This window comes from Candidatus Manganitrophaceae bacterium, from assembly GCA_012960925.1.
Taxonomy (GTDB): Bacteria; Nitrospirota; Nitrospiria; order SBBL01; family JAADHI01; genus DUAG01.
On record DUAG01000002.1, the window covers coordinates 140,738 to 160,875 of the forward strand.

The 20,138-nt window shown below is 50.0% G+C and carries 20 protein-coding genes and 1 pseudogene; 18 read left to right on the forward strand and 3 right to left on the reverse strand.

Annotation, left to right across the window (positions count from 1 at the left end):
- Positions 1 to 94: 94 nt before the first annotated feature.
- From EYQ01_00655 to EYQ01_00700, 10 genes are all read left to right on the forward strand, one after another.
- Positions 95 to 913 (forward strand): biotin--[acetyl-CoA-carboxylase] ligase, encoded by an 819-nt coding sequence (locus tag EYQ01_00655; protein HIE64326.1) that lies wholly within the window; start codon positions 95 to 97, stop codon positions 911 to 913.
- Positions 914 to 917: 4 nt separating this feature from the next.
- On the forward strand, positions 918 to 1,697 hold the full coding sequence (locus EYQ01_00660) for a type III pantothenate kinase (protein HIE64327.1): 780 nt from the start codon (positions 918 to 920) through the stop codon (positions 1,695 to 1,697).
- 191 nt (positions 1,698 to 1,888) lie between these two features.
- Positions 1,889 to 2,932, forward strand: coding sequence for a heat-inducible transcription repressor HrcA (hrcA, locus tag EYQ01_00665; protein ID HIE64328.1), 1,044 nt, complete (start codon positions 1,889 to 1,891; stop codon positions 2,930 to 2,932).
- 20 nt (positions 2,933 to 2,952) lie between these two features.
- A complete protein-coding gene (grpE, locus tag EYQ01_00670; protein ID HIE64329.1) occupies positions 2,953 to 3,618 on the forward strand; it encodes a nucleotide exchange factor GrpE in 666 nt (221 codons plus the stop codon).
- A gap of 106 nt (positions 3,619 to 3,724) precedes the next feature.
- Complete coding sequence (gene dnaK / locus EYQ01_00675; protein ID HIE64330.1) at positions 3,725 to 5,644, forward strand: molecular chaperone DnaK; 1,920 nt, start codon at positions 3,725 to 3,727, stop codon at positions 5,642 to 5,644.
- A 3-nt stretch (positions 5,645 to 5,647) separates the two neighbouring features.
- Complete coding sequence (dnaJ, locus tag EYQ01_00680; protein HIE64331.1) at positions 5,648 to 6,760, forward strand: molecular chaperone DnaJ; 1,113 nt, start codon at positions 5,648 to 5,650, stop codon at positions 6,758 to 6,760.
- A gap of 47 nt (positions 6,761 to 6,807) precedes the next feature.
- Positions 6,808 to 7,575 carry a 16S rRNA (uracil(1498)-N(3))-methyltransferase gene (locus tag EYQ01_00685; protein HIE64332.1) on the forward strand — a complete coding sequence of 256 codons (768 nt, stop codon included), beginning with the start codon at positions 6,808 to 6,810 and terminating at the stop codon, positions 7,573 to 7,575.
- Positions 7,575 to 8,117, forward strand: coding sequence for an RDD family protein (locus EYQ01_00690; GenBank protein HIE64333.1), 543 nt, complete (start codon positions 7,575 to 7,577; stop codon positions 8,115 to 8,117). Before EYQ01_00685 ends, EYQ01_00690 begins: the two co-directional genes overlap by 1 nt.
- A 20-nt stretch (positions 8,118 to 8,137) precedes the next feature.
- Positions 8,138 to 8,788: a hypothetical protein gene (locus tag EYQ01_00695; GenBank protein HIE64334.1), complete on the forward strand. Its 651-nt coding sequence runs from the start codon at positions 8,138 to 8,140 to the stop codon at positions 8,786 to 8,788.
- Between the two features lie 186 nt (positions 8,789 to 8,974).
- Entirely contained in the window at positions 8,975 to 10,138 is a 1,164-nt protein-coding gene (locus EYQ01_00700) for an anhydro-N-acetylmuramic acid kinase (GenBank protein ID HIE64335.1), read from the forward strand.
- Positions 10,139 to 10,491: 353 nt separating this feature from the next.
- Here EYQ01_00700 and EYQ01_00705 read toward each other — a convergent pair whose 3' ends face one another.
- The 3 genes from EYQ01_00705 to EYQ01_00715 all read right to left on the reverse strand — a co-directional run bounded on the left by EYQ01_00705 (position 10,492) and on the right by EYQ01_00715 (position 12,860).
- Positions 10,492 to 11,175: an iron-containing redox enzyme family protein gene (locus tag EYQ01_00705; GenBank protein ID HIE64336.1), complete on the reverse strand. Its 684-nt coding sequence runs from the start codon at positions 11,173 to 11,175 to the stop codon at positions 10,492 to 10,494.
- Between the two features lie 33 nt (positions 11,176 to 11,208).
- On the reverse strand, positions 11,209 to 11,406 hold the full coding sequence (locus EYQ01_00710; GenBank protein ID HIE64337.1) for a protochlorophyllide oxidoreductase: 198 nt from the start codon (positions 11,404 to 11,406) through the stop codon (positions 11,209 to 11,211).
- A 521-nt stretch (positions 11,407 to 11,927) separates the two neighbouring features.
- Entirely contained in the window at positions 11,928 to 12,860 is a 933-nt protein-coding gene (locus tag EYQ01_00715; protein HIE64338.1) for an ATP-binding protein, read from the reverse strand.
- A 154-nt stretch (positions 12,861 to 13,014) separates the two neighbouring features.
- Between EYQ01_00715 and EYQ01_00720 the strand changes: the two genes are divergently transcribed.
- The 8 genes and pseudogenes from EYQ01_00720 to EYQ01_00755 all read left to right on the forward strand — a co-directional run bounded on the left by EYQ01_00720 (position 13,015) and on the right by EYQ01_00755 (position 20,109).
- On the forward strand, positions 13,015 to 13,404 hold the full coding sequence (locus tag EYQ01_00720) for a PAS domain S-box protein (protein ID HIE64339.1): 390 nt from the start codon (positions 13,015 to 13,017) through the stop codon (positions 13,402 to 13,404).
- A pseudogene (locus EYQ01_00725) lies at positions 13,353 to 13,496 on the forward strand (diguanylate cyclase). The gene EYQ01_00720 and the pseudogene EYQ01_00725 overlap by 52 nt, the downstream one beginning before the upstream one ends.
- Positions 13,497 to 13,522: 26 nt before the next feature.
- The gene (locus tag EYQ01_00730; GenBank protein HIE64340.1) at positions 13,523 to 14,683 is read left to right on the forward strand and encodes a bifunctional diguanylate cyclase/phosphodiesterase; all 1,161 of its coding nucleotides are present in this window, start codon (positions 13,523 to 13,525) and stop codon (positions 14,681 to 14,683) included.
- 247 nt (positions 14,684 to 14,930) lie between these two features.
- Entirely contained in the window at positions 14,931 to 16,085 is a 1,155-nt protein-coding gene (locus EYQ01_00735; GenBank protein HIE64341.1) for an acetylornithine transaminase, read from the forward strand.
- Between the two features lie 155 nt (positions 16,086 to 16,240).
- Positions 16,241 to 17,017: a hypothetical protein gene (locus EYQ01_00740; GenBank protein ID HIE64342.1), complete on the forward strand. Its 777-nt coding sequence runs from the start codon at positions 16,241 to 16,243 to the stop codon at positions 17,015 to 17,017.
- Between the two features lie 13 nt (positions 17,018 to 17,030).
- Positions 17,031 to 17,858: an isoprenyl transferase gene (locus tag EYQ01_00745; GenBank protein ID HIE64343.1), complete on the forward strand. Its 828-nt coding sequence runs from the start codon at positions 17,031 to 17,033 to the stop codon at positions 17,856 to 17,858.
- A gap of 43 nt (positions 17,859 to 17,901) precedes the next feature.
- Positions 17,902 to 18,741, forward strand: coding sequence for a phosphatidate cytidylyltransferase (locus tag EYQ01_00750; GenBank protein ID HIE64344.1), 840 nt, complete (start codon positions 17,902 to 17,904; stop codon positions 18,739 to 18,741).
- A gap of 207 nt (positions 18,742 to 18,948) precedes the next feature.
- A complete protein-coding gene (locus EYQ01_00755) occupies positions 18,949 to 20,109 on the forward strand; it encodes a 1-deoxy-D-xylulose-5-phosphate reductoisomerase (protein ID HIE64345.1) in 1,161 nt (386 codons plus the stop codon).
- Positions 20,110 to 20,138 lie beyond the last annotated feature (29 nt).

Sequence of the window (20,138 nt, forward strand, 5' to 3'; positions counted from 1 at the left end):
CGTATGTGTATACGCGAGGATTTGAGCACCGCAGCAACGCAGCCATGGAGGAAAAGATGGGTGTGCTGAATAGTTACGTCGGAGGGGAGGGGCCATGACGCTTGACCTGGAAAAAATTGAAAGCCACCGATTGTCTCACCCAGGACTGCGTGAAATGATCCGGGAGATCCTCTTTTTTGAACGGGTCGAGTCAACAAATCGCGTCGCGCTCGACATGGCCGCTGATGGAATGCCAGGGGGGCTGCTCATCCTTTCCGATTCTCAACGAAAGGGGAAGGGGCGACTGGACCGACCTTGGTTTTCGCCCGCCGGAGCCAATCTCTATTTTTCCCTACTTCTCCGTCCTTACCTTTCCCCCAGAGACTTTCCCCTGTTTTCTATGGCGGCTTCTTTGGCCCTGTGCGACAGTATCCATCGGGCCACCGGATTGCACCCAGAGATCAAATGGCCGAATGACATCCTCATTGAGGAGAAAAAGCTTGCAGGCATCCTGCTGGAATCAAAAACAGCGGGGGCGGAGACGACGCCCCTGATCATCGGAATCGGGGTCAATGTCAATGTGGGCCCGGATAGTTTCCCTACAGATTTGCAGAAATCCGCCACCTCTCTTAAGGCGGTTCTGGGGCATCCGATCGATCGAACGGATCTTCTGAATATAATCCTTGAGGGGCTTGCCGAGCAAGTCAGCCTTTTACAGGACGGAAAGAAAGATCTTCTGATACAGCGGATACAAAAAGAATGTGCAACCCTTGGGAAAAAGGTCCGTGTGAATACCCTCCGGCAGGAATTTGAAGGGTTTGCTGAAGAGATCGATGACGATGGGGCGCTTCTACTTAGAATGGGGGATGGACGCCGCAGAAGAATTCGAATCGGAGACATTACCCACCTTCGTGAGGCCTCTGGGCGCAACTGACTCCATGGAGAATGAGAAAAATTTACTTGCCCTTGATATCGGAAACACGAATATCGTTTGTGGGCTATTTGAAGGTCAAAAGCTGCTTGGGGAGTGCCGTCTAGAGACGATCCCCCCTCGGACCTATGATGAATATGCGACCCTCCTGAGCGACTTCCTCTCTTCTCTGAAGATGGCTTTTTCTGACATCAGCGACGTGATTCTTTCTAGCGTTGTTCCAGAACGAACCCCGATCTTACAGCAATTCACTGAAAAATATATATCATCAAGGGCCATGGTCGTGTCGCATTTGACCCGGACAGGGTTGAAGATTCAATGTCGCCGTCCTGAAGAGGTCGGTGCAGATCGGATTGTCAACGCGGCGGCGGCCTACGCTCTCTATGGCGGACCGGTAGTCATTGTCGATTTTGGGACGGCGACTACCTTCTGTGTTGTTTCCAAAGAAGGGGGCTACGCCGGGGGAGTGATTGCGCCGGGTTTATCGCTTTCGGCGGAGGCACTCTTCTCCAATGCGGCCAAACTTCCAAGGGTTGTATTGAAAAAACCCGATGAGGTGATCGGAAAAGAAACGGTGTCTAGTATGCAGTCTGGTATTGTTTTCGGACATATCGGCCTCGTCAACGAGATCCTCATCCGTATTCATGATGAGATCGGAAAAAAAATGCGCGTCGTGGCGACTGGGGGATTGGCCGGGCTCATTGCTTCCGAATGTCCATTGATTTCTGAACTCAGGCCGACCTTGACTTTGGAAGGACTCATGATTATCTATAGAATGAACCGGTAAGGCGGTTTACTTTTTCGTGCTTACGAGACCCATATTTAAATGGTATCCTATTGTAAAATAAGAGTAAAAGTTGTTGTAGGGGAGATGGGTTCAGGCAGGGCGCTTGACAGCAAAAGAGACCGTCTGATAGTTTAATTAGCACTCTCGTGGGAGGAGTGCTAATTTTGTGATGTTGTATATTGTCGGGGTTTATGGAACTAGATGATCGAACTAAGCGTGTTCTGAGGGCAGTTGTCCTTTCTTACATTGAGACGGCCCATCCGGTGGGTTCCCATGCGGTCATCCAGAACTCGAATTTTGGCGTAAGCTCTGCAACGATACGAAGTATTATGGCGGATTTGGGTGAGGGGGGATTTTTGTCTCAACCCCATCCATCGGCAGGCCGCGTTCCGACGGAAAAAGGGTATCGATTTTATGTCGATACCCTTCTTGAGGAAGAGACGTTTCAGAACCACGAAGATGAGATTCTGAAACAGGCCGCATTACTCGTGAAGCACGAAGATATGGCGGCCCTCCTTCAGGATACTTCTAAACTACTTTCCGACCTCACGCATTATATGGGGATTGTGACTGTGCCCAAATTTTCCGCAACGAGGGTCAAGCATATTGAATTTATTCGTTTGCGTAAAAACTGTGTGATGACGATTTCTGTCTCTGAGGAAGGGTTCATCCAGAACCGGTTTTTTGAGATGGTGAATGATCTTTCTCAGAAAGAATTAAACCGTATTTCCAACTACTTAAATACGCTCTATAAAGGGATGAGCCTCCAGGATGTCAGGAAAGCTCTTATGGGGCAGATCCAGAAGATGAAAGATCTCTATGATCAGCTCCAGCGTGAGACGCTCGAATTGACCAAACAAGCCACCCAGAATGGTGAACAGGCGGATGAGGGAGAGTTGTATATGGATGGAACGGCTCATATGCTTGATCTTCCAGATTTTAGTGATTCTAAAATCATGAAGGGGCTTCTGAAGGCCTTTGAGAAAAAGCGCGTGATCTTGCAGCTTCTGGAAAGGCATATCAATAGTGAGGGGGTTCAGGTCTTTATTGGAGCGGAAAACCCATTTTTGGGGGATCATCATTGTAGTCTGGTGGTGTCTCCCTATAAACGTGGGAATCGTATCTTGGGTGCACTCGGGGTCATTGGCCCGACCCGTATGGCTTATTCAAAGGTGATCCCTCTGGTCGATATGGCGGCGAAACAAGTCAGTCGCCTACTTGAGGAAAGTACTTAGAACATTTTCTAGGAGGCAGGGTGGTAAATCAGGACGAAGATAAGACGGAACCTTCGAATGAAGGGTCTCCTTCTCCAGAGGAAGATCAAAACGGTCCGGATGAGATGGTGGAAGCGGTCCCGTCCACATCTGAAGACGAGCGTTTCATGCAGTTGGAAGAAGAGCTAAAGCGCCTTCAATCCGAGACTGAAGAGAAGGATCAGGCCGTGAAGGACGCCCATGAGCGCACACTTCGGGTCATGGCCGACCTTGAAAATTATAAGAAGAGGATTCAAAAGGATCAGATTGAACAAGCAAAATTTGCGAATGAGAGGCTGATCAAGGAGCTTCTTCCTGTCCTGGATAATCTGGAAAGGGCGCTCTCGCATTCAAAGGAGACAGAAGATCCCGAAAAAATTATTGAAGGCGTGGAACTGATTCATAAAGGCGTATTGTCGGTCCTGGAAAAGTTCAATGTCCGGCCCATCGAGAGTCTCGGTAAACCCTTTGATCCCTTCCACCATCAATCGGTTGGGCAGATTGAGGCGGAGGCGGACTCTGAGATTGAAGACAATCAGGTGGTCGTGGAGAGTCAAAAGGGGTATTTCTTGAATGATCGGGTTTTAAGGCCGGCTCTGGTCCTTGTCTCAAAGAAAAAAGCACTTTCCAGTGTAAAAGAGGAGATGCCAGAGGATCATGGCCCGTAGAGGGTCATACTGAGAGAATCTGGTTGAAAGTTCATACGAAAATGGTCGAAGCGCCTCTATTGATGTGTATACGGCTGCAATAATTGTCTTATTTAAGGAGGGAAACATGGGAAAAGTAATCGGAATTGATCTTGGGACAACCTTCTCTTGTATGTCGGTTGTAAGCGGAGGAGACCCCGAGGTCATTCCCAATGCTGAAGGAAACCGAACCACACCATCCGTTGCGGCGGTCTCCGATAAGGGAGAGCGGCTGATTGGTCTCATTGCCCGGAGGCAGGCCGTCACGAACCCGGAGAATACGATTTATTCCATTAAGCGTCTCATTGGGCGGAAATTTGATTCTCCTCAAGTCCAAGATGCAATGAAACGTCTTCCCTATAAGATCGTCAAGGCCTCAAACGGGGATGCCCATGTCGAGATCCAGGGGAAGGCCTACAGTCCCCCCGAGGTTTCCGCGATGATTTTGCAAAAGTTGAAGCAGGATGCGGAAAATTATTTGGGGGAGAAGGTGTCTGAAGCCGTGATTACCGTACCGGCCTATTTTGATGACAGTGAGCGGCAGGCCACAAAAGATGCGGGCGCGGTTGCCGGACTGAAAGTGCTTCGGATTATCAATGAACCTACAGCGGCGGCCCTGGCTTACGGCCTGGATAAGAAGAAGGATGAGAAGATTGCCGTCTACGATCTTGGGGGCGGGACTTTTGATGTCTCGATCCTGGAAATCGGCGATGGCGTTTTTGAGGTCAAGTCGACGAATGGAGATACTTATCTGGGTGGAGATGATTTTGATGTCAAGATCCTCGACTGGCTTTCGGATGAGTTTAAAAAAGAAAACGGGATCGACTTGAAGAAAGACAAGATGGCCCTGCAGCGCTTAAAAGAGGCGGCGGAAAAGGCAAAAATTGAATTGTCTTCTTCCCAGGAAACGGAAGTTAATCTTCCATTTATCACCGCCGATGCCTCCGGTCCAAAGCATCTGGCCATTAAGTTATCACGGGCAAAACTGGAGCAGTTGATTGACGATGAAATCCAAAGAACGATAGAGCCTTGCAAAAAAGCGCTTGCAGATGCCGGCATCAGTGCTTCCGATATCAATGAAGTTGTGCTGGTCGGGGGAATGACCCGAATGCCGAAGGTTCAGCAGGTCGTCAAGGAATTTTTCGGAAAGGAACCGCACATGGGGGTCAACCCCGATGAGGTGGTTGCCATCGGAGCGGCCATTCAGGGTGCTGTTCTGAAGGGAGATGTGAAGGATGTTCTTCTCCTGGATGTGACCCCACTCTCGCTCGGGATCGAGACATTGGGAGGGGTCTTGACCCGTATTATCGATAGAAATACGACGGTTCCCACAAAAAAGAGCCAGGTCTTTTCTACCGCGGCGGACAACCAGTCGGCGGTAACTATCCGGGTTTTTCAGGGGGAACGGGAGATGGCAGCGGACAACAAGCTCCTGGGCCAATTCGATCTGGTCGGGATTCCTCCGGCGCCGCGGGGCGTTCCTCAAGTTGAAGTCACATTTGATATTGATGCAAATGGGATTGTCCATGTGAATGCGAAGGATATGGCAACCCAGAAGGAGCAATCCATTAAGATTACGGCATCCAGTGGCTTGAGCAAGGAAGAGATTGATCGTCTGGTCAAGGAAGGGCAGGCCCATTCGGAGGAGGACAAAAAGAAGAAGGCCCTGATCGAGGTCCGAAACGAGGCAGACAGCCTGATCTATTCCACCGAAAAATCGCTTGATGAATATGGCGACAAGATCTCTCCGGAAGAGAAAACAAGCGTTCAGGATGAAGTCAGCAAGTGCAAAAAGGCCCTGGAATCGGACGATATTGAGGAAATCAAGACGGCCATTGCAGATCTTTCAAAGGTTTCCCACAAGCTGGCCGAAGAGATGTACAAGAAGACGGCTGAAAGTGAGAAAGACGCACCCAAAACGGGGGACGGCGCTGAAGCAGGCGATTCATCCGAGAAATCGGATGAAAAGGTGGTGGATGCCGAGTTTGAAGAGACGGACAAGGAGTAAAGAGTGGCCACCAAGAGAGATTATTACGAAAGTCTCGGCGTCGAAAGGAACGCATCGGATGACGAGCTGAAAAAGGCATACCGAAAGAAGGCCCTTAAATTTCATCCGGACCGAAATTCCGGAAACAAGGGGTCAGAAGAAAAATTTAAGGAGGTCAACGAGGCTTATAGTGTCTTGAGCGATCCTGCGAAGCGGAAAAGTTATGATCAATATGGTCATGAGGGATTATCCGGCGCCGGGATGGGCGGTTTCGATTTTGGTCAGGGCGGGGGGTTCTCTGATGTTTTCGGAGATATCTTTGAAGAGTTTTTTGGCGGGTCCGCCAGCCAAGGGGGGCCTCGCGCACAACGTGGCAATGACCTTCGCTATAGCATGACCATTACCTTTGAAGAGGCCATCTTCGGCAAAGAAGGAAAGATCAAGCTCCGCCGTCCTGAACCCTGTCATCGATGTAAAGGAAGCGGGGCCAAAGACGGGGCTTTGAAGCGGTGTGCCACCTGCGGCGGCGCGGGTCAGGTCCGTCTTCAGCAGGGATTTTTTACCCTCAATCGGACCTGTAGCACTTGCAGGGGTGAAGGACGGGTGATCACGGAGTCCTGTCCGGAGTGCAGGGGTGAACGATACAGGGCGAATGAAAAGACGATTTCAGTCAAGATTCCGGCAGGGATCGAAACAGGGATGCGTCTTCGCGTGGGTGGAGAGGGAGAGATAGGGCATGGCGGCGGCCCTTCGGGGGATCTCTACGTCGATATTATCGTTGAGGAACATCCTCATTTCAAACGGGAAGACGATCAGATTCTATACGAGAAACCCGTCAGTTTTATTAAAGCAATTTTGGGTGGAGAGGTTGAGGTTCCGACGATTAAGGGAGAGACCCGTTTAAAAATACCACCCGGCACACAAGAGGGAAAGGTATTTCGTTTGAAGGGGCTTGGTTTTCCGAATCTTCGGGGACATGGGATTGGGGATCAGTTGGTCATGATCAAGGTCAAGGTTCCCACGAAACTCACTTCCCAGCAGAGAGAACTTCTTGAAGAGTATGCAAGAATTAGCGAAGAAACAATCGAATCCGATTCTGGAAAGCTTTTCGAAAAGGTCAAAAGTCTCTTTGAATGATTGTTTGCTCCTTCCACTTCCATGGCGTATTCTAAGCGGATCTTGAGATGCCTGTCTATTTTATTCGGTCAGAGCAGATTACAGATAAACGCGTCGAGATCGATGATTCTTTGGCCCATCACCTTCGAAATGTTTTGCGCCTCAGAGAAGGGGAAACCCTTTCTCTGGTTGATGAGCGGCCCAGGCGTTATCTGTGCAGAGTGACCTTGTCTTCCTCCTCCCGCTTTGTCCTGACGATAGAGAAAGAAGAAGGTCCCCCTGAAGAAAATCGACCCATGATCCGTCTCGGCATCGGACTCCTGAAGGGGGAGAAGATGGATTGGGTCGTGCAGAAAGCAACCGAGCTGGGGGTTGTCCGGATTTCTCCGTTGGTGACGCAGCGTGTCATCGCCCGGCCGAGGCCGGACCGTGCGAAACATCAACAGAGGCGTTGGGAGAAGATTGCAAGAGAAGCGGCGCAACAGTCCGGTCGCTGGAAGATCCCAAGCCTGGACCTCCCCGCTTCGCTCCCGGACTTCATGATGGAGACTGCGGGGGAGCGTCTTAAGATGATGTTCATCCAGGAAGCCTCTCAAAAATTGGCCATCAGGGAGTTGATCGGATCATTGTCGGATTTTTCCCTTGCCCCTCAAGCGACTCTCTTAATCGGTCCAGAAGGGGGATGGGTACAATCAGAGCGGGATGGAGGGGTACAACAGGGTTTCACCCCCCTCTCACTCGGGCCGAGAACCTTGCGTGCTGAGACGGCGGCGCTTGCTGCGCTCTCTGTCGTCCAGTATGAATTTCAGAATTTAAAGAGGGGAGAAGGCCGCTGATGGATATTGTCGACCCTGTCTCCAGGCCGAGTGATCTCAGACTGCCCGGAAAAGGGGCCAGAGAAAAAAGTGAGTGGCCACCCATGCCCCCTTTACGAGGGACGGTGATCCCAAGGCCGGCGGGTTTTCTTCGCCGGGCCGTCGCCTTTTGTATTGACCTACTCATCATTATAGGACTCTATCTCCTGCTCTTCTTTGTTGGTATAATGGGAATACGCTTTGCGGAAGATGCCGGGGGAGTGCTTGTGCTTTCGGGAGGACTCGCTCCCTTCTTTATCGGAGGCTTGTTCCTCTTTGTCGGATATTTTGCCTTTTTTCATGCCTATGACGGTCAGACCCCGGCCAAGATGATTCTCCGGATCAGGGTGGTTGCGATGGATGGAAGCCGACTTTCTCCTTTTCATTCAGTACTCCGGGCCACTGGATACTTCCTCTCCGGACCTTTGTCCTTTGGTTTTGGTTTCCTGGTCTCTATTGTTGAAAGAAGAAAAAGAGCCTTGCATGACCTGTTAACTTATTCACAGGTTGTCCTTTCTCCGTGATGTCGGGAGACTGAAATCGTATGGTGAGATATCGCAAGGGATTGCAGGTTTTTATAATTGCGGGCATTTTATGCACAGCCTCTCTTGCTGTGTCTGGCGAAGTGGTTGACCGCATCGCGGCGCTCGTCAATGGAGAGTTCATTTTTCTTTCTGATCTCAAGAGATACCCCTTGTTTTTTGAGCCGCGCAGAGAAAATGATCCGAGCCGAGGGCCGGTTCGATTTCGGCAACTGGACCATCTCATTCATCAAAAAATACTTCGATCTGAAGCGCGTCGATTTGTTTTGGAGGGGCCGACTGAAGAAGAGATTGCTGTCCGTCTCGAAGAGGTTCGACGCCGGTTTTTGAATGAACGGGCCTTTCAAGGGGCGATGCATCAAACCGGGTTTGACTTGGGTGCCCTGAAAGAAGAGCTTCGGGAATACCTTTGGGTCGAGCGCCTCATGGAAGAGAGAATTAAGGCCTTTATCTTTATCCGCCCCAAAGCAATTGAACGGTATTACCAGGACCATCAGAAAAGGTATTTCGGGAAAAAACTGGAAGCGGTTTCCAGTCAGATTCGAAAAATACTGGCCGACCAGAAGGAAGTGGACAAGAAAAGAGCGTATCTGACAGGGCTTCGATCTCGTGCAGAGATAGAGGTCCTCCTGACACACAGTCGGGACCAATAGACCCCTGAAGGGCAAAAATGAAGGTGGACTTTCCATGATCATTTCCCAGATGCCTGACTTAACGCATCTTTCGGCCTTCCTCGCCCCAGTTATGTGCGTTATCCTTGTTATTGCGATCATTTCCTTCCTGCGGAAGGAATAGCAATCTTTCAGGCGACTTGAGAAAGTGATGGAGTCTTTGCGGCGGTGAAAGTTATCGGGTTGATGTCGGGAACCTCTACGGACGGTGTGGATGCGGTCCTCGTGGACATACAACGGCGGAGAAGCCGCTTGCAGATTAAGCGTCTGGCCTTCAATGTTTATCCTTATTCCAAGTCGATTCAAAAAAAACTGATTGATCTGGCTTCCGGCCATCCACTCCCGGTGGCGGTCCTCTGCCATTTGAATGCGACCGTCGGGGAATGCTTTGCGGATGCGGTCATTGAACTGGCGAGGGAGGCTGATTACCCCTTGTCGAAGATCGCCTTGGTCGGCTCACATGGGCAGACCGTTCAGCATCTTCCCGTTCCGAAAAAAGAAGGAAAGTGGTGGGTTCGTTCCACTTTACAGATCGGGGAGCCATCGATTATTGCGGAGAGGACAGGCATACCGACGATTGCTGATTTCAGGACGCGTGATATGGCTGCGGGGGGAGAAGGAGCGCCGCTAACGCCCTATCTTCATTATCTTCTCTTTGGAGGCAGGCGGAAGTCGCTGGCCATTGTCAACATCGGTGGAATAAGTAATGTTACCTACCTGAAGGCCGGTGCGGGGATGGAAGAGACGCTGGCCTTTGATATGGGGCCGGGAAATATGTTGATTGACAGCCTGGTCAGCCTGCTTACCCATAACCGTAAGGGAATTGACCGGGATGGAAAATGGGCACGAAGGGGAGAGGTACATCCGGGGATGTTATCCGAGCTGATGCGGCATCCTTTTATTAAAAAAAGCCCGCCGAAGAGTACGGGACGCGAAATGTTCGGGGCTTCGTTTGTTGAAAAAATTCTTAAAACAGGAAAAAAAAGGCTGTTGGGTCCGGCGGACCTCCTTGCTACGGTTACGGCATTTACTGTCAGTGTCATCACGGAGAACATCCGGCGGTTTATCCTAAAAGACGGGCCACTCAATGAGGTGATCGTCGGCGGTGGGGGAGCCTACAACCCCGTTCTCATGGCAGGACTCCAGGAATCCCTTTCCCCGATATCGGTCCTTACATTTGAGGCCATCGGCCATGAGAGCCGAGCCATTGAAGCGATGACCTTCGCCCTCCTGGCCTACCAAACATGGCACCGTCAGCCAACCAACATTCCCTCCGTAACCGGCGCAAGCCACCCCGTCCTTCTCGGAAAGATCATCCCCGTCATTCGTTGAGATCCCTTCTTAGGACTTTCTCAAACATAAGTTGACAGTTATCGCGCTCAGATCAGGGGGATCTCTGAGTAAGTCATGAATAGTTTTATCAGGGCAAAAATGTACCGCTTCTGCGTTGTAACCTTTGGAAATAGCTGGCTATGGCTTCGCGAGAACCATCCTCTGCGATTTTCGCCCTGAATCGAAACATTTTATCTCCTGAAAAACTCAACTCAGACTTATTCAGAGATCCCCAAGGTCAGATTTGGTCGATCTGAAAGAGGAAAACCGGAGGAATAGCAGCGCTATTTCGAGGATTTCCCGATAGAAGATCGGGCAAAGATGGCCTGAAGATGAGATGCGAGAATGGCAACTTATCCGAAGACGGCGCGTTCTAGCCCATCCCAGAAGTTCATGCGGTAGGAGAGAGAACGCAAAGTCCCTTCTCTGAGTTGGTCTTGTGCCGCTTTTGTTTCAACATGGCGGACAATCATCTCGTTGAAAATAACGGCATGTTTTATGTCCTGAACCATGTGGCAGGAAAAATACTCGAATTGTTCTTCTGTAAGGTTGGTGTTATTCCTGAAGCCGGAAATTAGGTACCCAAACATGGTGGGAATCGAAAACTCATGACCCGGTCCGACCACACCCAGACCGATGAGAAAGTCTTCATCCCGCGTTAAGCTCGTATGACCTTCGATATAGGCGACGGTTTCGGGAAGGTGTTCGATCTTCCCCCAGGCGGCATCGCCCAGGCCAAGGGCCTTCAGGAAACTTCGGTACAGTGCTGGATGGCTCCTGAATATTGTGTGCTGTCCGAACTCGTCTTCAAAGACGGTTCGGAAGTGTTTCATGGCTTCCTCCCCTGGTATCCTGGGGAGAAGATTTGTCATGTAGTTGACGAAGATTTTGACGAGTTGATAATGCTGAAGCCCGAATGTCTGGACCTGAGCAATGGTTAACTTCTCAGTTGCAAAACGCTTGAGAAAGGGGTGATGAACCGCCTCATGTTCCAGGATTTCCTGCTCAAGTTCTTTAATAAATGTTTCCGGATTCATGAAATGTCCAAAAACTACCCTGAAGTGCGTCCCCTAATACCCCATCCCCAGGAATTTTTCTTTGCTTTCTTCCATAAGTGCGGCCGAAATGACCGTTTCCCCGCGTTCCTTTGCAATCCGCTCGATCTCTTTCTTGGCCATCGGCCGGATAAACGAAGGGATGTTATCCAAACGGCTTTCGGCCTCTTTGGACCAGCTCAGGTCGCCGGGATCATTCTTGGACGCGTCCATCACTTCCGGGGTAACCGTAGAGATATTATTCTTGCGGGCATAGCTGTCAACCCCCATCTGAATCATCGGCCGCATAAAAGAAGGGACTTTTTCAATACGTTCCAGGGCTTCCGGTGTCCAGATCACCTCCGTCTGTTTTTCCTCCGTCGCGGTCGTACCGCCCTCCATCTGGGCAACCATGCTTGAAAATGGACAGCCCCCGGCTTCCGCCTTCTCAGCCTTTGTCATCTCGGTCTTCAACATCTCCTGTTGCACAGCCGCAGACGGGACGCCAGGAGAAGACACGGTTTCAGCCACTTCCTTGAGGTTTTCACGGGTATGTTCCATCGGTGTCGCGGGAGCCGTCCTTCCTCCCAGTTTCACACCCAGGGCCTGAACCATTGCAGTCTCCCCCGGATTGGTGACCATGGCAACCTTCATCCCACATGTGGGACAGCCAAAAGTGACGCCAAGCGATTGTTCTCCAGGGGTTTGGACCTTTTCAAAGGCCATAAAGCTTTCACATTTCATACAAACAAATTTCATTGGCTCCTCCGTAACGATTCTTCTGCCAGAATTTTCTTGGTTCCCAGGGATTTCTGAATCTTTTTTGCAATATCATCAAAATATTTTGTAATCCGATGGTTGTCCGGAAGCGGTATGCCGTGGTCACAGGCCTTCGCAAGTTGCGCATCAAAGGGAACTTTTCCCAATAAGGGGACGTCGAGTTCCGCACAGAGATCCTCAGACCCTCCATCAAAAAAAGGAACCTCTTCATCACATTTTGGGCACAGGGCCCCGCTCATATTTTCAATAAGTCCGATAATCGGGATGCCCACATCCCGAGCATAACCGATTGATTTCTTGACAACGGTCATGGCCACTTCCGAGGGGGTGGTGACGACGATGGCCCCGTCCAGTTCCGGAATAAATCCGGCAATCACGGGCGGTTTGTCCGCCGCTGCGCCGGGAGGAAGGTCTGCGAGAAGATAATCGACATCGGTCCAGACAATATCGGAAAGGAATTCCCGAATGACATTCATCTCCATCAGCCCAAGCCAGACAGGAGAGAGTTCCATGGGACCCTTCCATTGAACGGATGAGTTCTCTTCCTTCAGGAAAAAGTCCATGGAGGCGACTTTTATCCCTCTTGGGCCGACAGGGGGGATTGCGCCGTCCGGGGTGATTTCAAACCGTCCCTTCATGCCCAACATCTTCGGGATGCAGGGGCCATTGAGATCAACATCCAGGACGCCAACCCGGTGTCCCAGTCGGGAGAAAGCGAGCGCCAGGTTGGTTGTTGTCATGCTTTTCCCGACGCCCCCCTTTCCACTCATAACGACCAGTTTTCGTTTGATCTGGCCCATGCGGATTTTGACCTGTAGCGTCTGGTCAACAAGCTGTCTTTGTACCTGAGCACTGTCGGCATATTGAAGCTTGTCTAAAATCGTTTTGAGATCTTTTTCTGGTGACAATTCCGCTCCTATAAAAGTATCGATTATCTTATAACTAAGGGGGGGGAGTTGTCAATCTTATCGGAATGGAAGAACTTCACGTTTCCAACCATTTCTCTCAGGACTAACGGGTTCATTTGTTTTTTCCGAATATTGGTCAGATGAACTCTACCATATCTTTGGACTGGAAAAGAACGAACGCCTTCTTTCGTACGAGCAATTCATGGCTTGTGTTCATCCTGATGATCGGGCGTCAATAGAAGATACTGTCCATGATGCGTTGTCTGAAAACAAGCTTTACAGCATTGATTACCGTATTATTTTGCCTGATGGACGTGAGCATTTTGTGCAGCAACAGGGGAGACCCGAGTTGAATAGTAAGGGAAAGTCAATCGCCATGCTGGGTACGATCCAGGATATTACGCAACGGAAGGAAGCCGAAGAAGAAATTCGGCTGTTGGCCTACTACGATACCCTGACGGGTTTGCCGAACCGGCAGCTCTTCCTGGATTATTTGACCCGAACCCTGCATCTTGCACAGAGAAATCATCAGAAGCTCGCCTAATGTACCTGGATCTGGATGGGTTCAAGCATATCAATGATACCTTTGGGCACAGTGCGGGGGATGAGTATCTAAAAAAATTTCTAATATCCTGATTAAACAGATAAGGAATTCTGATATTGTGTCCAGGGTTAATATCGGTAAAGAAGTGTTGGTCCCTCTGGCACGGTTGGGAGGTGACGAATTTACAATTCTCCTCACAAACTTTAAAAAGAGAGAGGAAATTATTAAGGTTGCAAAGCGTATTATTGATGCCATATCCAGTCCGGTCGTGGTCAAAGGGCGCGAATTTTATATCTCCGGGAGTATGGGGATCGCCATTTATCCTGAGGATGGTGACAATCCGAACGCACTGTTAAGACAAGCTGATATGGCCATGTATCAGGCAAAAAATCGTGGAGGAAATAGTTTTAATTTTTACTCTGAATCCTTGAATGTCCTCGCACTCAAGCGACTTGACCTGGAGAGCAATTTGCGCAAGGCATTGGAGCGGAATGAGTTGACACTCCATTATCAGCCACAGGTGGATCTTCAGAGTGACAAGATCATCGGTTTTGAAGCATTATTGCGTTGGAATAATACTGAATGGGGATATATTCCTCCTGATGAGTATATTCCTCTCGCGGAAGAGACCGGCTTGATTCTACCCATTGGAGAGTGGGTGCTCCGGACGGCCTGTGCCCAGGCGAAGGTATGGCAAGGGCAACTGGGAGCAGACCTGACGATTTCAGTGAATGTTTTTGCGCCTCAATTTGAACAAGAGGGTTTTGTGAAAACCGTGTCTGGAGTGATTGATGAAACTGGGCTAAACCCGCACTGCCTGAAGTTGGAACTCACAGAGTCTATCTTGATGAAAAATGTTGAGGAGGTGATCACAAGGCAGAAGCGCTTGAGGGAGGTAGGAATAGGGCTCTCGATTGATGATTTCGGTACCGGTTATTCTTCCTTGGGTTATTTGAAGCGTTTCCCAATAGAATCGGTGAAAATTGACAAGTCCTTTGTACAGGATATTCTTAATGATCCGGATGATGCCCTCATCACTAAGGCGATTATTTCTCTATCACATAGCTTAAGATTGCAGGTTATTGCTGAAGGTGTGGAAACAGAAGAACAACTTCGTTTTTTGCGTGAGAACCAGTGTGACGCGGTCCAAGGTTATCTGATCAGTCGCCCGCTCCCGGTGGAGAAAATCGTTCCCTTCTTCAATCAAAGGATTATCGCACAATCCTCCCCCCCCCCAAGATCAGCGATTGACCTTGGGGCAAACCGCCAAGTTGCCTGAAAGACAAGGCCAGAGGCCATAAGGACGATCGAAGCATACTCACCCGTACGGTGAGGAGTCTGTTGGCCGATAACGCAGTATTATCAGGCGAATCGGCGGTTTCTAATTCCGCAATCGCGGAATTAGGGTCCCCTGAGTGATATTGCTTCTCAAGAAGCGGCTATGGTATAAAAAGTCCTCTCGGAGGGATAGATTGGAAAAGCGGAAACAATCAAAGGCCTGGATTAAGACGGGTGAGCAGGTTTTGATGCCGACCTATACCCGTTTCCCCCTTGTCCTGTTGAAGGGGGACGGCGCGGTCGTCATTGATGTTGAAGGGAAGCGGTATCTCGATTTTGTCAGCGGGATTGCCGTCAACAGCTTGGGACACTGTGATCCCCGCCTTGTGAAGGGGATTCAAAAACAAGCCGAAATCCTGATCCATGTTTCCAACCTCTACTATAATATTCCACAGATTGAATTGGCAAAAAAAATCGTTGCCCATTCGTTTGCCGACAAGGTATTTTTTTGCAACAGCGGTGCTGAGGCGAATGAAGCGGCCATAAAATTGGCCAGGAAGTGGGCAAAAGAGCACCGGAGGACGCCCTGCTTTGAAATTATTGGCGCGCAAGGTGCTTTTCATGGCAGGACCATGGCGGCGCTTTCCGCCACAGGACAGGAAAAATATCAAAAGGGATTTGAGCCGCTTCTCCGGGGGTTTAAACATGTTCCCTTCGACGATGCAGAGGCCATCCAAAAGGCGATTACCCCAAAGACGGCTGCTGTTTTCCTGGAACCCATTCAGGGAGAAGGGGGTGTTCGTGTCCCAAAAAAGGGATATTTTGCCCGTATCAGAAAGATATGTGATGCAGAGGGAATTCTCCTGATTCTTGATGAGGTACAGACTGGTATGGGGAGAACCGGTCGGCTTTTCGCTTACGAGGGTGAAGGAATCAGGCCAGATATCGTCACCGTCGCCAAGGGTTTGGGGGGAGGTTTTCCGATCGGTGCGATGCTGGCGACCAAGGCGGTGGCACAATCATTTACACCCGGAAGCCACGCGACGACTTTTGGCGGAAACCCGCTTGCCTGTGCCGCAGGAATCCAGGTGATGGAAAGGCTGACGGGGGGCGAGATCTTTTTAAAGAGGGTGCGGCAACGGGGAGAATACCTGGTGGATCGTCTCACCCGACTTCAACGTCACTACCCTTTGGTGACGGCGGTGCGAGGAAAGGGATTGATGGTCGCCTTTGATCTGTCTGTCCCTGTGGTGGAGATCATCGAGAAGGCAATGACGCAAGGTCTTTTGCTGAATCGGACATCGGAAAATACCCTTAGATTGATCCCTCCCCTGACGATTCGCCGTTCAGAAATTGATCAGATGCTTTCTATCCTGGGCGGAATTTTAAAAGAAATGAAGTGACGAAGAGTTAAGGAGGCTCTGATTAAGTCTGGGTTCAGATGAAAGATTTGACTTCTCACCCGTATAAGAATATTTTGAAGAGCCCCGCCCCAGAGGGGCGTGGGTTACGCTCGCTTGCGTGTTCAAAAAGTGCGATTATTCCTGATGGTGATCACATGGTTCTGAAATTTGTCATCATTTTCTTCTCTTTAATATTGTCTCCAGTTGATGGGTTTTCTACGACGCTCGCCGGTCCTGGAAAAGGTGCCTTGCCCAATGGTGTCATCGAAGGGAGTATCGATGATGTGGCAAAAGCGGTCGCGACCTATTTTCCGAAGGTTCTTGGAAAGGTAATCCGCATTGATGGTGACTTTGTTGAAGTGAGTCTCGGAAAAAGGGAAGGTTTTTCCAAGGGAACCCTTCTGACCGTATACCGGGAAAAGGAGGCCTTCATCCATCCCCTCACAGGGAGAGTCCTGGGAAAGTTTGAAGAGGAACTCGGGTTGATCGAGGTCAGAGAATTCAAAGAGGAGAGCCTGACCACGAAGATTGTTAAAACGTCCGGCGCAATACGTGAGGGGGATCTTGTCCGTATTACGGCCACCCGGATACGTCTCGCCGTATCAATTTACGAAGGAGATGAGGCTTTCCTGATGGATGAACTGGTCTCCGCCCTGGTGGAAACCAGACGTTTTCGAGTCGACAGTCTTCCCGCGCAGGCTTCCGAGAATGCTGCACGTAAAAGAAATAACCACTACTTGATCAAACTGGAGACATCTCGAACAGGCAAAAAATTTCTCATGAATTTACAGATTCACAATACAGAATCTGAGAGTCTGTTGACAAAGATGGATATCCTGATCAATCAATCCGAGGAGAGTGATCTTATTCTTGAGCACTTGCAATACCAGCTTTTCGAGCAGCAACGTCAGGAAGAACCCGGTGAAGAATAGGTGTTGATGATCTATGAAGAATGAAATATTCAGGACTCATGATTCAGGCAATGGATCGGAAGGCCCCGAAGAAAAGTCGATCCTTACGGAGCTCGATTTAAAAAATCTCCCCCGGCATGTGGCCGTGATCATGGATGGGAATGGCCGCTGGGCGGCCCGGAAGCGTCTTCCCCGCATTGAGGGTCACCGGAGAGGGATACAGGCGGTGCGGGAAGTCATCACCCTTGCGCGTGAACTGGAGATCAGTATTCTTACCCTTTATGCATTCTCAAATGAAAACTGGAGCCGTCCTGCACCTGAGATTAACCAGCTCATGACGCTCCTGAAGCGGTATCTGCTGAAAGAGGTCGAAACCATGATGTCCAATGAGATTCGCTTCAGAGCCGTTGGACAGATTGATCGCCTCCCAGGTGCCGTTGCCGACCTGATTCAATCAGTGGAAGAAAAAACCAGGGATAATAAAAAGATGACCCTTGTCCTGGCCTTGAGTTATGGGGGAAGGACAGAAATTGTAGATACGGTGAAACGGCTGGCTGAAGACCTTCGTACGGAGAAGATCTCGGTAAAGGACCTGGATGAGACCCTCTTTTCTGAATATCTATATACTGGGGACATCCCAGATCCCGACCTGATGATTCGGACCAGTGGAGAGGTCAGGATCAGCAACTTCTTCCTTTGGCAGTTGGCCTATACCGAGCTTTACTTTACCCGGGTACTCTGGCCCGACTTCAAGCGAGAGGACTTTCTTCTTGCCCTTCTAGGTTATCAACAACGGGAACGCCGTTTTGGTCTTGTCTCGAAATGGAAGCAGGGGTATCGGGCAGCCAAAGAATCGCAATGATTCTTACGTGGCGTGAAGATCTCCTCAAGAGGAAAGCCAATCACTGGAGCATGGGTTGAATATCAAACAGAGCCGTCTGGCGATTGCCTTTATCCTACTTCCAATTCTTTACGCTCTCCTGCGGTTTCTGCCCCCCTTTTTCTTTTTTCTTTTTGTATCCGTCATTATTCTCCGGGTGCAGTATGAATTTTACCGGCTTTTCTTTAAGGGAGGAGCCAATCGGACTGTAGCTGTTGGGTTGGGACTCGGGTTTTTGCTTTCGATCTCTTTTTTTCAAAAGGCCAGCCTTGTTGAAGAACCCCTTTTCCCGATCGCTATGGTCATTTTTTTCGTGCTAATGGGGGTATTGATATGTACTCTTTTTTCTTTTCGTGATATCAAGTCGGCTCTGATCGATTCGGCCGTCCTGTTCCTGGGTGTGTTGTACATCTCCGGGTTTTTAAGCCACCTCATCTTTATTCGCCATATCCCGGACGGAAGATTTCTGATTGTTTTTCTCCTTCTTGTGATCTGGGGAGGGGATGCCGGGGCCTATTATATCGGGAAGGCAATCGGTAAGCGGAAACTCTATCCAAGGGTCAGCCCCAACAAGACCGTTGAAGGCTCTATAGGGGGTTTGCTGGGAAGTTTCCTGGGAGGCAGCCTGGCCAAATTGACTTTTCTCCCGATGTTTTCCTGGGGCGAACTCCTGTTTATTTCTCTCCTTCTTGGCGGTTTCGGCCAGTTGGGAGACCTCACCGAGTCACTCTTTAAGCGGAGTGCCGGCGTCAAAGACTCAAGCAGTCTGGTTGCGGCGCATGGAGGTTTGTATGATAAACTGGACAGTATTGCCTTTGCTGCGCCGGTGTTCTATTATTATCTGTTCTCTGTAAAAGGATTTTGATTGACCCTAATTCCGCGATTGCAGAATGAGAAACCGCCGATTCGCCTAAAATTACTTCGTTATCGGCCAATGGACTCCTCACCGTACAAGTGAGTACGGCTCGATCGTCCTTATGGCCTCTGGCCTTTTCTTTCAGGTGACTTATGCGGTTTATCCCGAGATCCAATCGTGGATCTTGGGGATTGATGGCTGGCTTGGTTTAACAGAATGAAAAACATTGTAATTTTAGGCGCCACCGGGTCGATCGGCATGAACACCCTTGATGTGATCGGCCGTTTCCCTGATCGGTTCCGGGTTGTTGGTTTGACGGTACGATCCAACGATGTTAAACTTGAAACGCTCATCAAGCAATTTCGACCGAAGGTCGTTTCTTTGATCGATGAAGTTGCGGCGGCGGCCCTTTCAAAGCGGTTGAATGGTTCCGGGACAGAGGTGCTGTCGGGAATGGAGGGCTGTGTTGAGGTGGCCCGTTTCCCGGAATGTGACTTTGTCGTCTCTGCTATCGTCGGGGCGGCCGGCCTTCTCCCGACCCTCGCGGCGATTCAGAACAATAAAGTCGTCGCACTGGCAAACAAAGAAACGCTGGTTATGGCGGGCGAGATCATTCAGAAAGAGGCGCGATCCCGGAATGTACCTCTTATACCGATAGACAGTGAACATTCTGCTATTTTTCAGGTTTTGTCCGGCGAACGTCATGAAGATGTGCTTAGACTTATCCTGACGGCCTCAGGAGGACCGCTTATTGATTTCACGCCGGAGATGAAGGAGAAGGTTTCTCCGGCCGTGGCGCTTGCACATCCAAACTGGAAGATGGGGCCGAAGATTTCGATCGATTCTGCAACACTGATGAATAAAGGTCTCGAGGTGATCGAGGCGCGATGGTTTTTTGACACGCCGCATGAAAAAATAGATGTTGTGATACACCGCCAAAGCATTGTCCACTCCATGGTGGAGTTTGTGGACCGATCTGTTGTGGCGCAAATGGGCCTTCCCGATATGCGTGTTCCCATCTCCTATGCTTTGCATTATCCTGAAAGGGCACCACTATCGCTCCCATCACTTCGATTGGAGGAAATCGGGACGCTGACTTTTGAAAAACCGGATCGAAAGGCTTTCCCATTGCTCACCTGTGCCTATGACGCCCTGAAAGGTGGGGGGACGCTTCCCTCCGTCCTGAATGCGGTGAACGAAGAAGCCGTCGCGGCCTTTCTCGCTGAGAAGATCTATTTTGGGGGAATCGCACGGGTGGTCCAGCAGACGATGGCGTCCCATTCCCCTCAGTCCATCGAGACATTGGATGACGTCATTGGGGTCGATCAGTGGGCGCGCAGGGAAGGTCAAAAATGGATTTCGAAATATGCCGCTTAATTTTGTTACTCAAGAGTTTTTTTTTCGGG

Bases quoted from the DNA above. Each gene is read 5' to 3' on its own strand.
- EYQ01_00655 (HIE64326.1), top strand. From the start codon at position 95: ATGACGCTTGACCTGGAAAAAATTGAAAGCCACCGATTGTCTCACCCA.
- EYQ01_00660 (HIE64327.1), top strand. From the start codon at position 918: ATGGAGAATGAGAAAAATTTACTTGCCCTTGATATCGGAAACACGAAT.
- hrcA (HIE64328.1), top strand. From the start codon at position 1,889: ATGGAACTAGATGATCGAACTAAGCGTGTTCTGAGGGCAGTTGTCCTT.
- dnaK (HIE64330.1), top strand. From the start codon at position 3,725: ATGGGAAAAGTAATCGGAATTGATCTTGGGACAACCTTCTCTTGTATG.
- EYQ01_00685 (HIE64332.1), top strand. From the start codon at position 6,808: ATGCCTGTCTATTTTATTCGGTCAGAGCAGATTACAGATAAACGCGTC.
- EYQ01_00690 (HIE64333.1), top strand. From the start codon at position 7,575: ATGGATATTGTCGACCCTGTCTCCAGGCCGAGTGATCTCAGACTGCCC.
- EYQ01_00695 (HIE64334.1), top strand. From the start codon at position 8,138: ATGGTGAGATATCGCAAGGGATTGCAGGTTTTTATAATTGCGGGCATT.
- EYQ01_00705 (HIE64336.1), bottom strand. From the start codon at position 11,175: ATGAATCCGGAAACATTTATTAAAGAACTTGAGCAGGAAATCCTGGAA.
- EYQ01_00710 (HIE64337.1), bottom strand. From the start codon at position 11,406: ATGGACGCGTCCAAGAATGATCCCGGCGACCTGAGCTGGTCCAAAGAG.
- EYQ01_00735 (HIE64341.1), top strand. From the start codon at position 14,931: ATGCCGACCTATACCCGTTTCCCCCTTGTCCTGTTGAAGGGGGACGGC.
- EYQ01_00740 (HIE64342.1), top strand. From the start codon at position 16,241: ATGGTTCTGAAATTTGTCATCATTTTCTTCTCTTTAATATTGTCTCCA.
- EYQ01_00745 (HIE64343.1), top strand. From the start codon at position 17,031: ATGAAGAATGAAATATTCAGGACTCATGATTCAGGCAATGGATCGGAA.
- EYQ01_00755 (HIE64345.1), top strand. From the start codon at position 18,949: ATGAAAAACATTGTAATTTTAGGCGCCACCGGGTCGATCGGCATGAAC.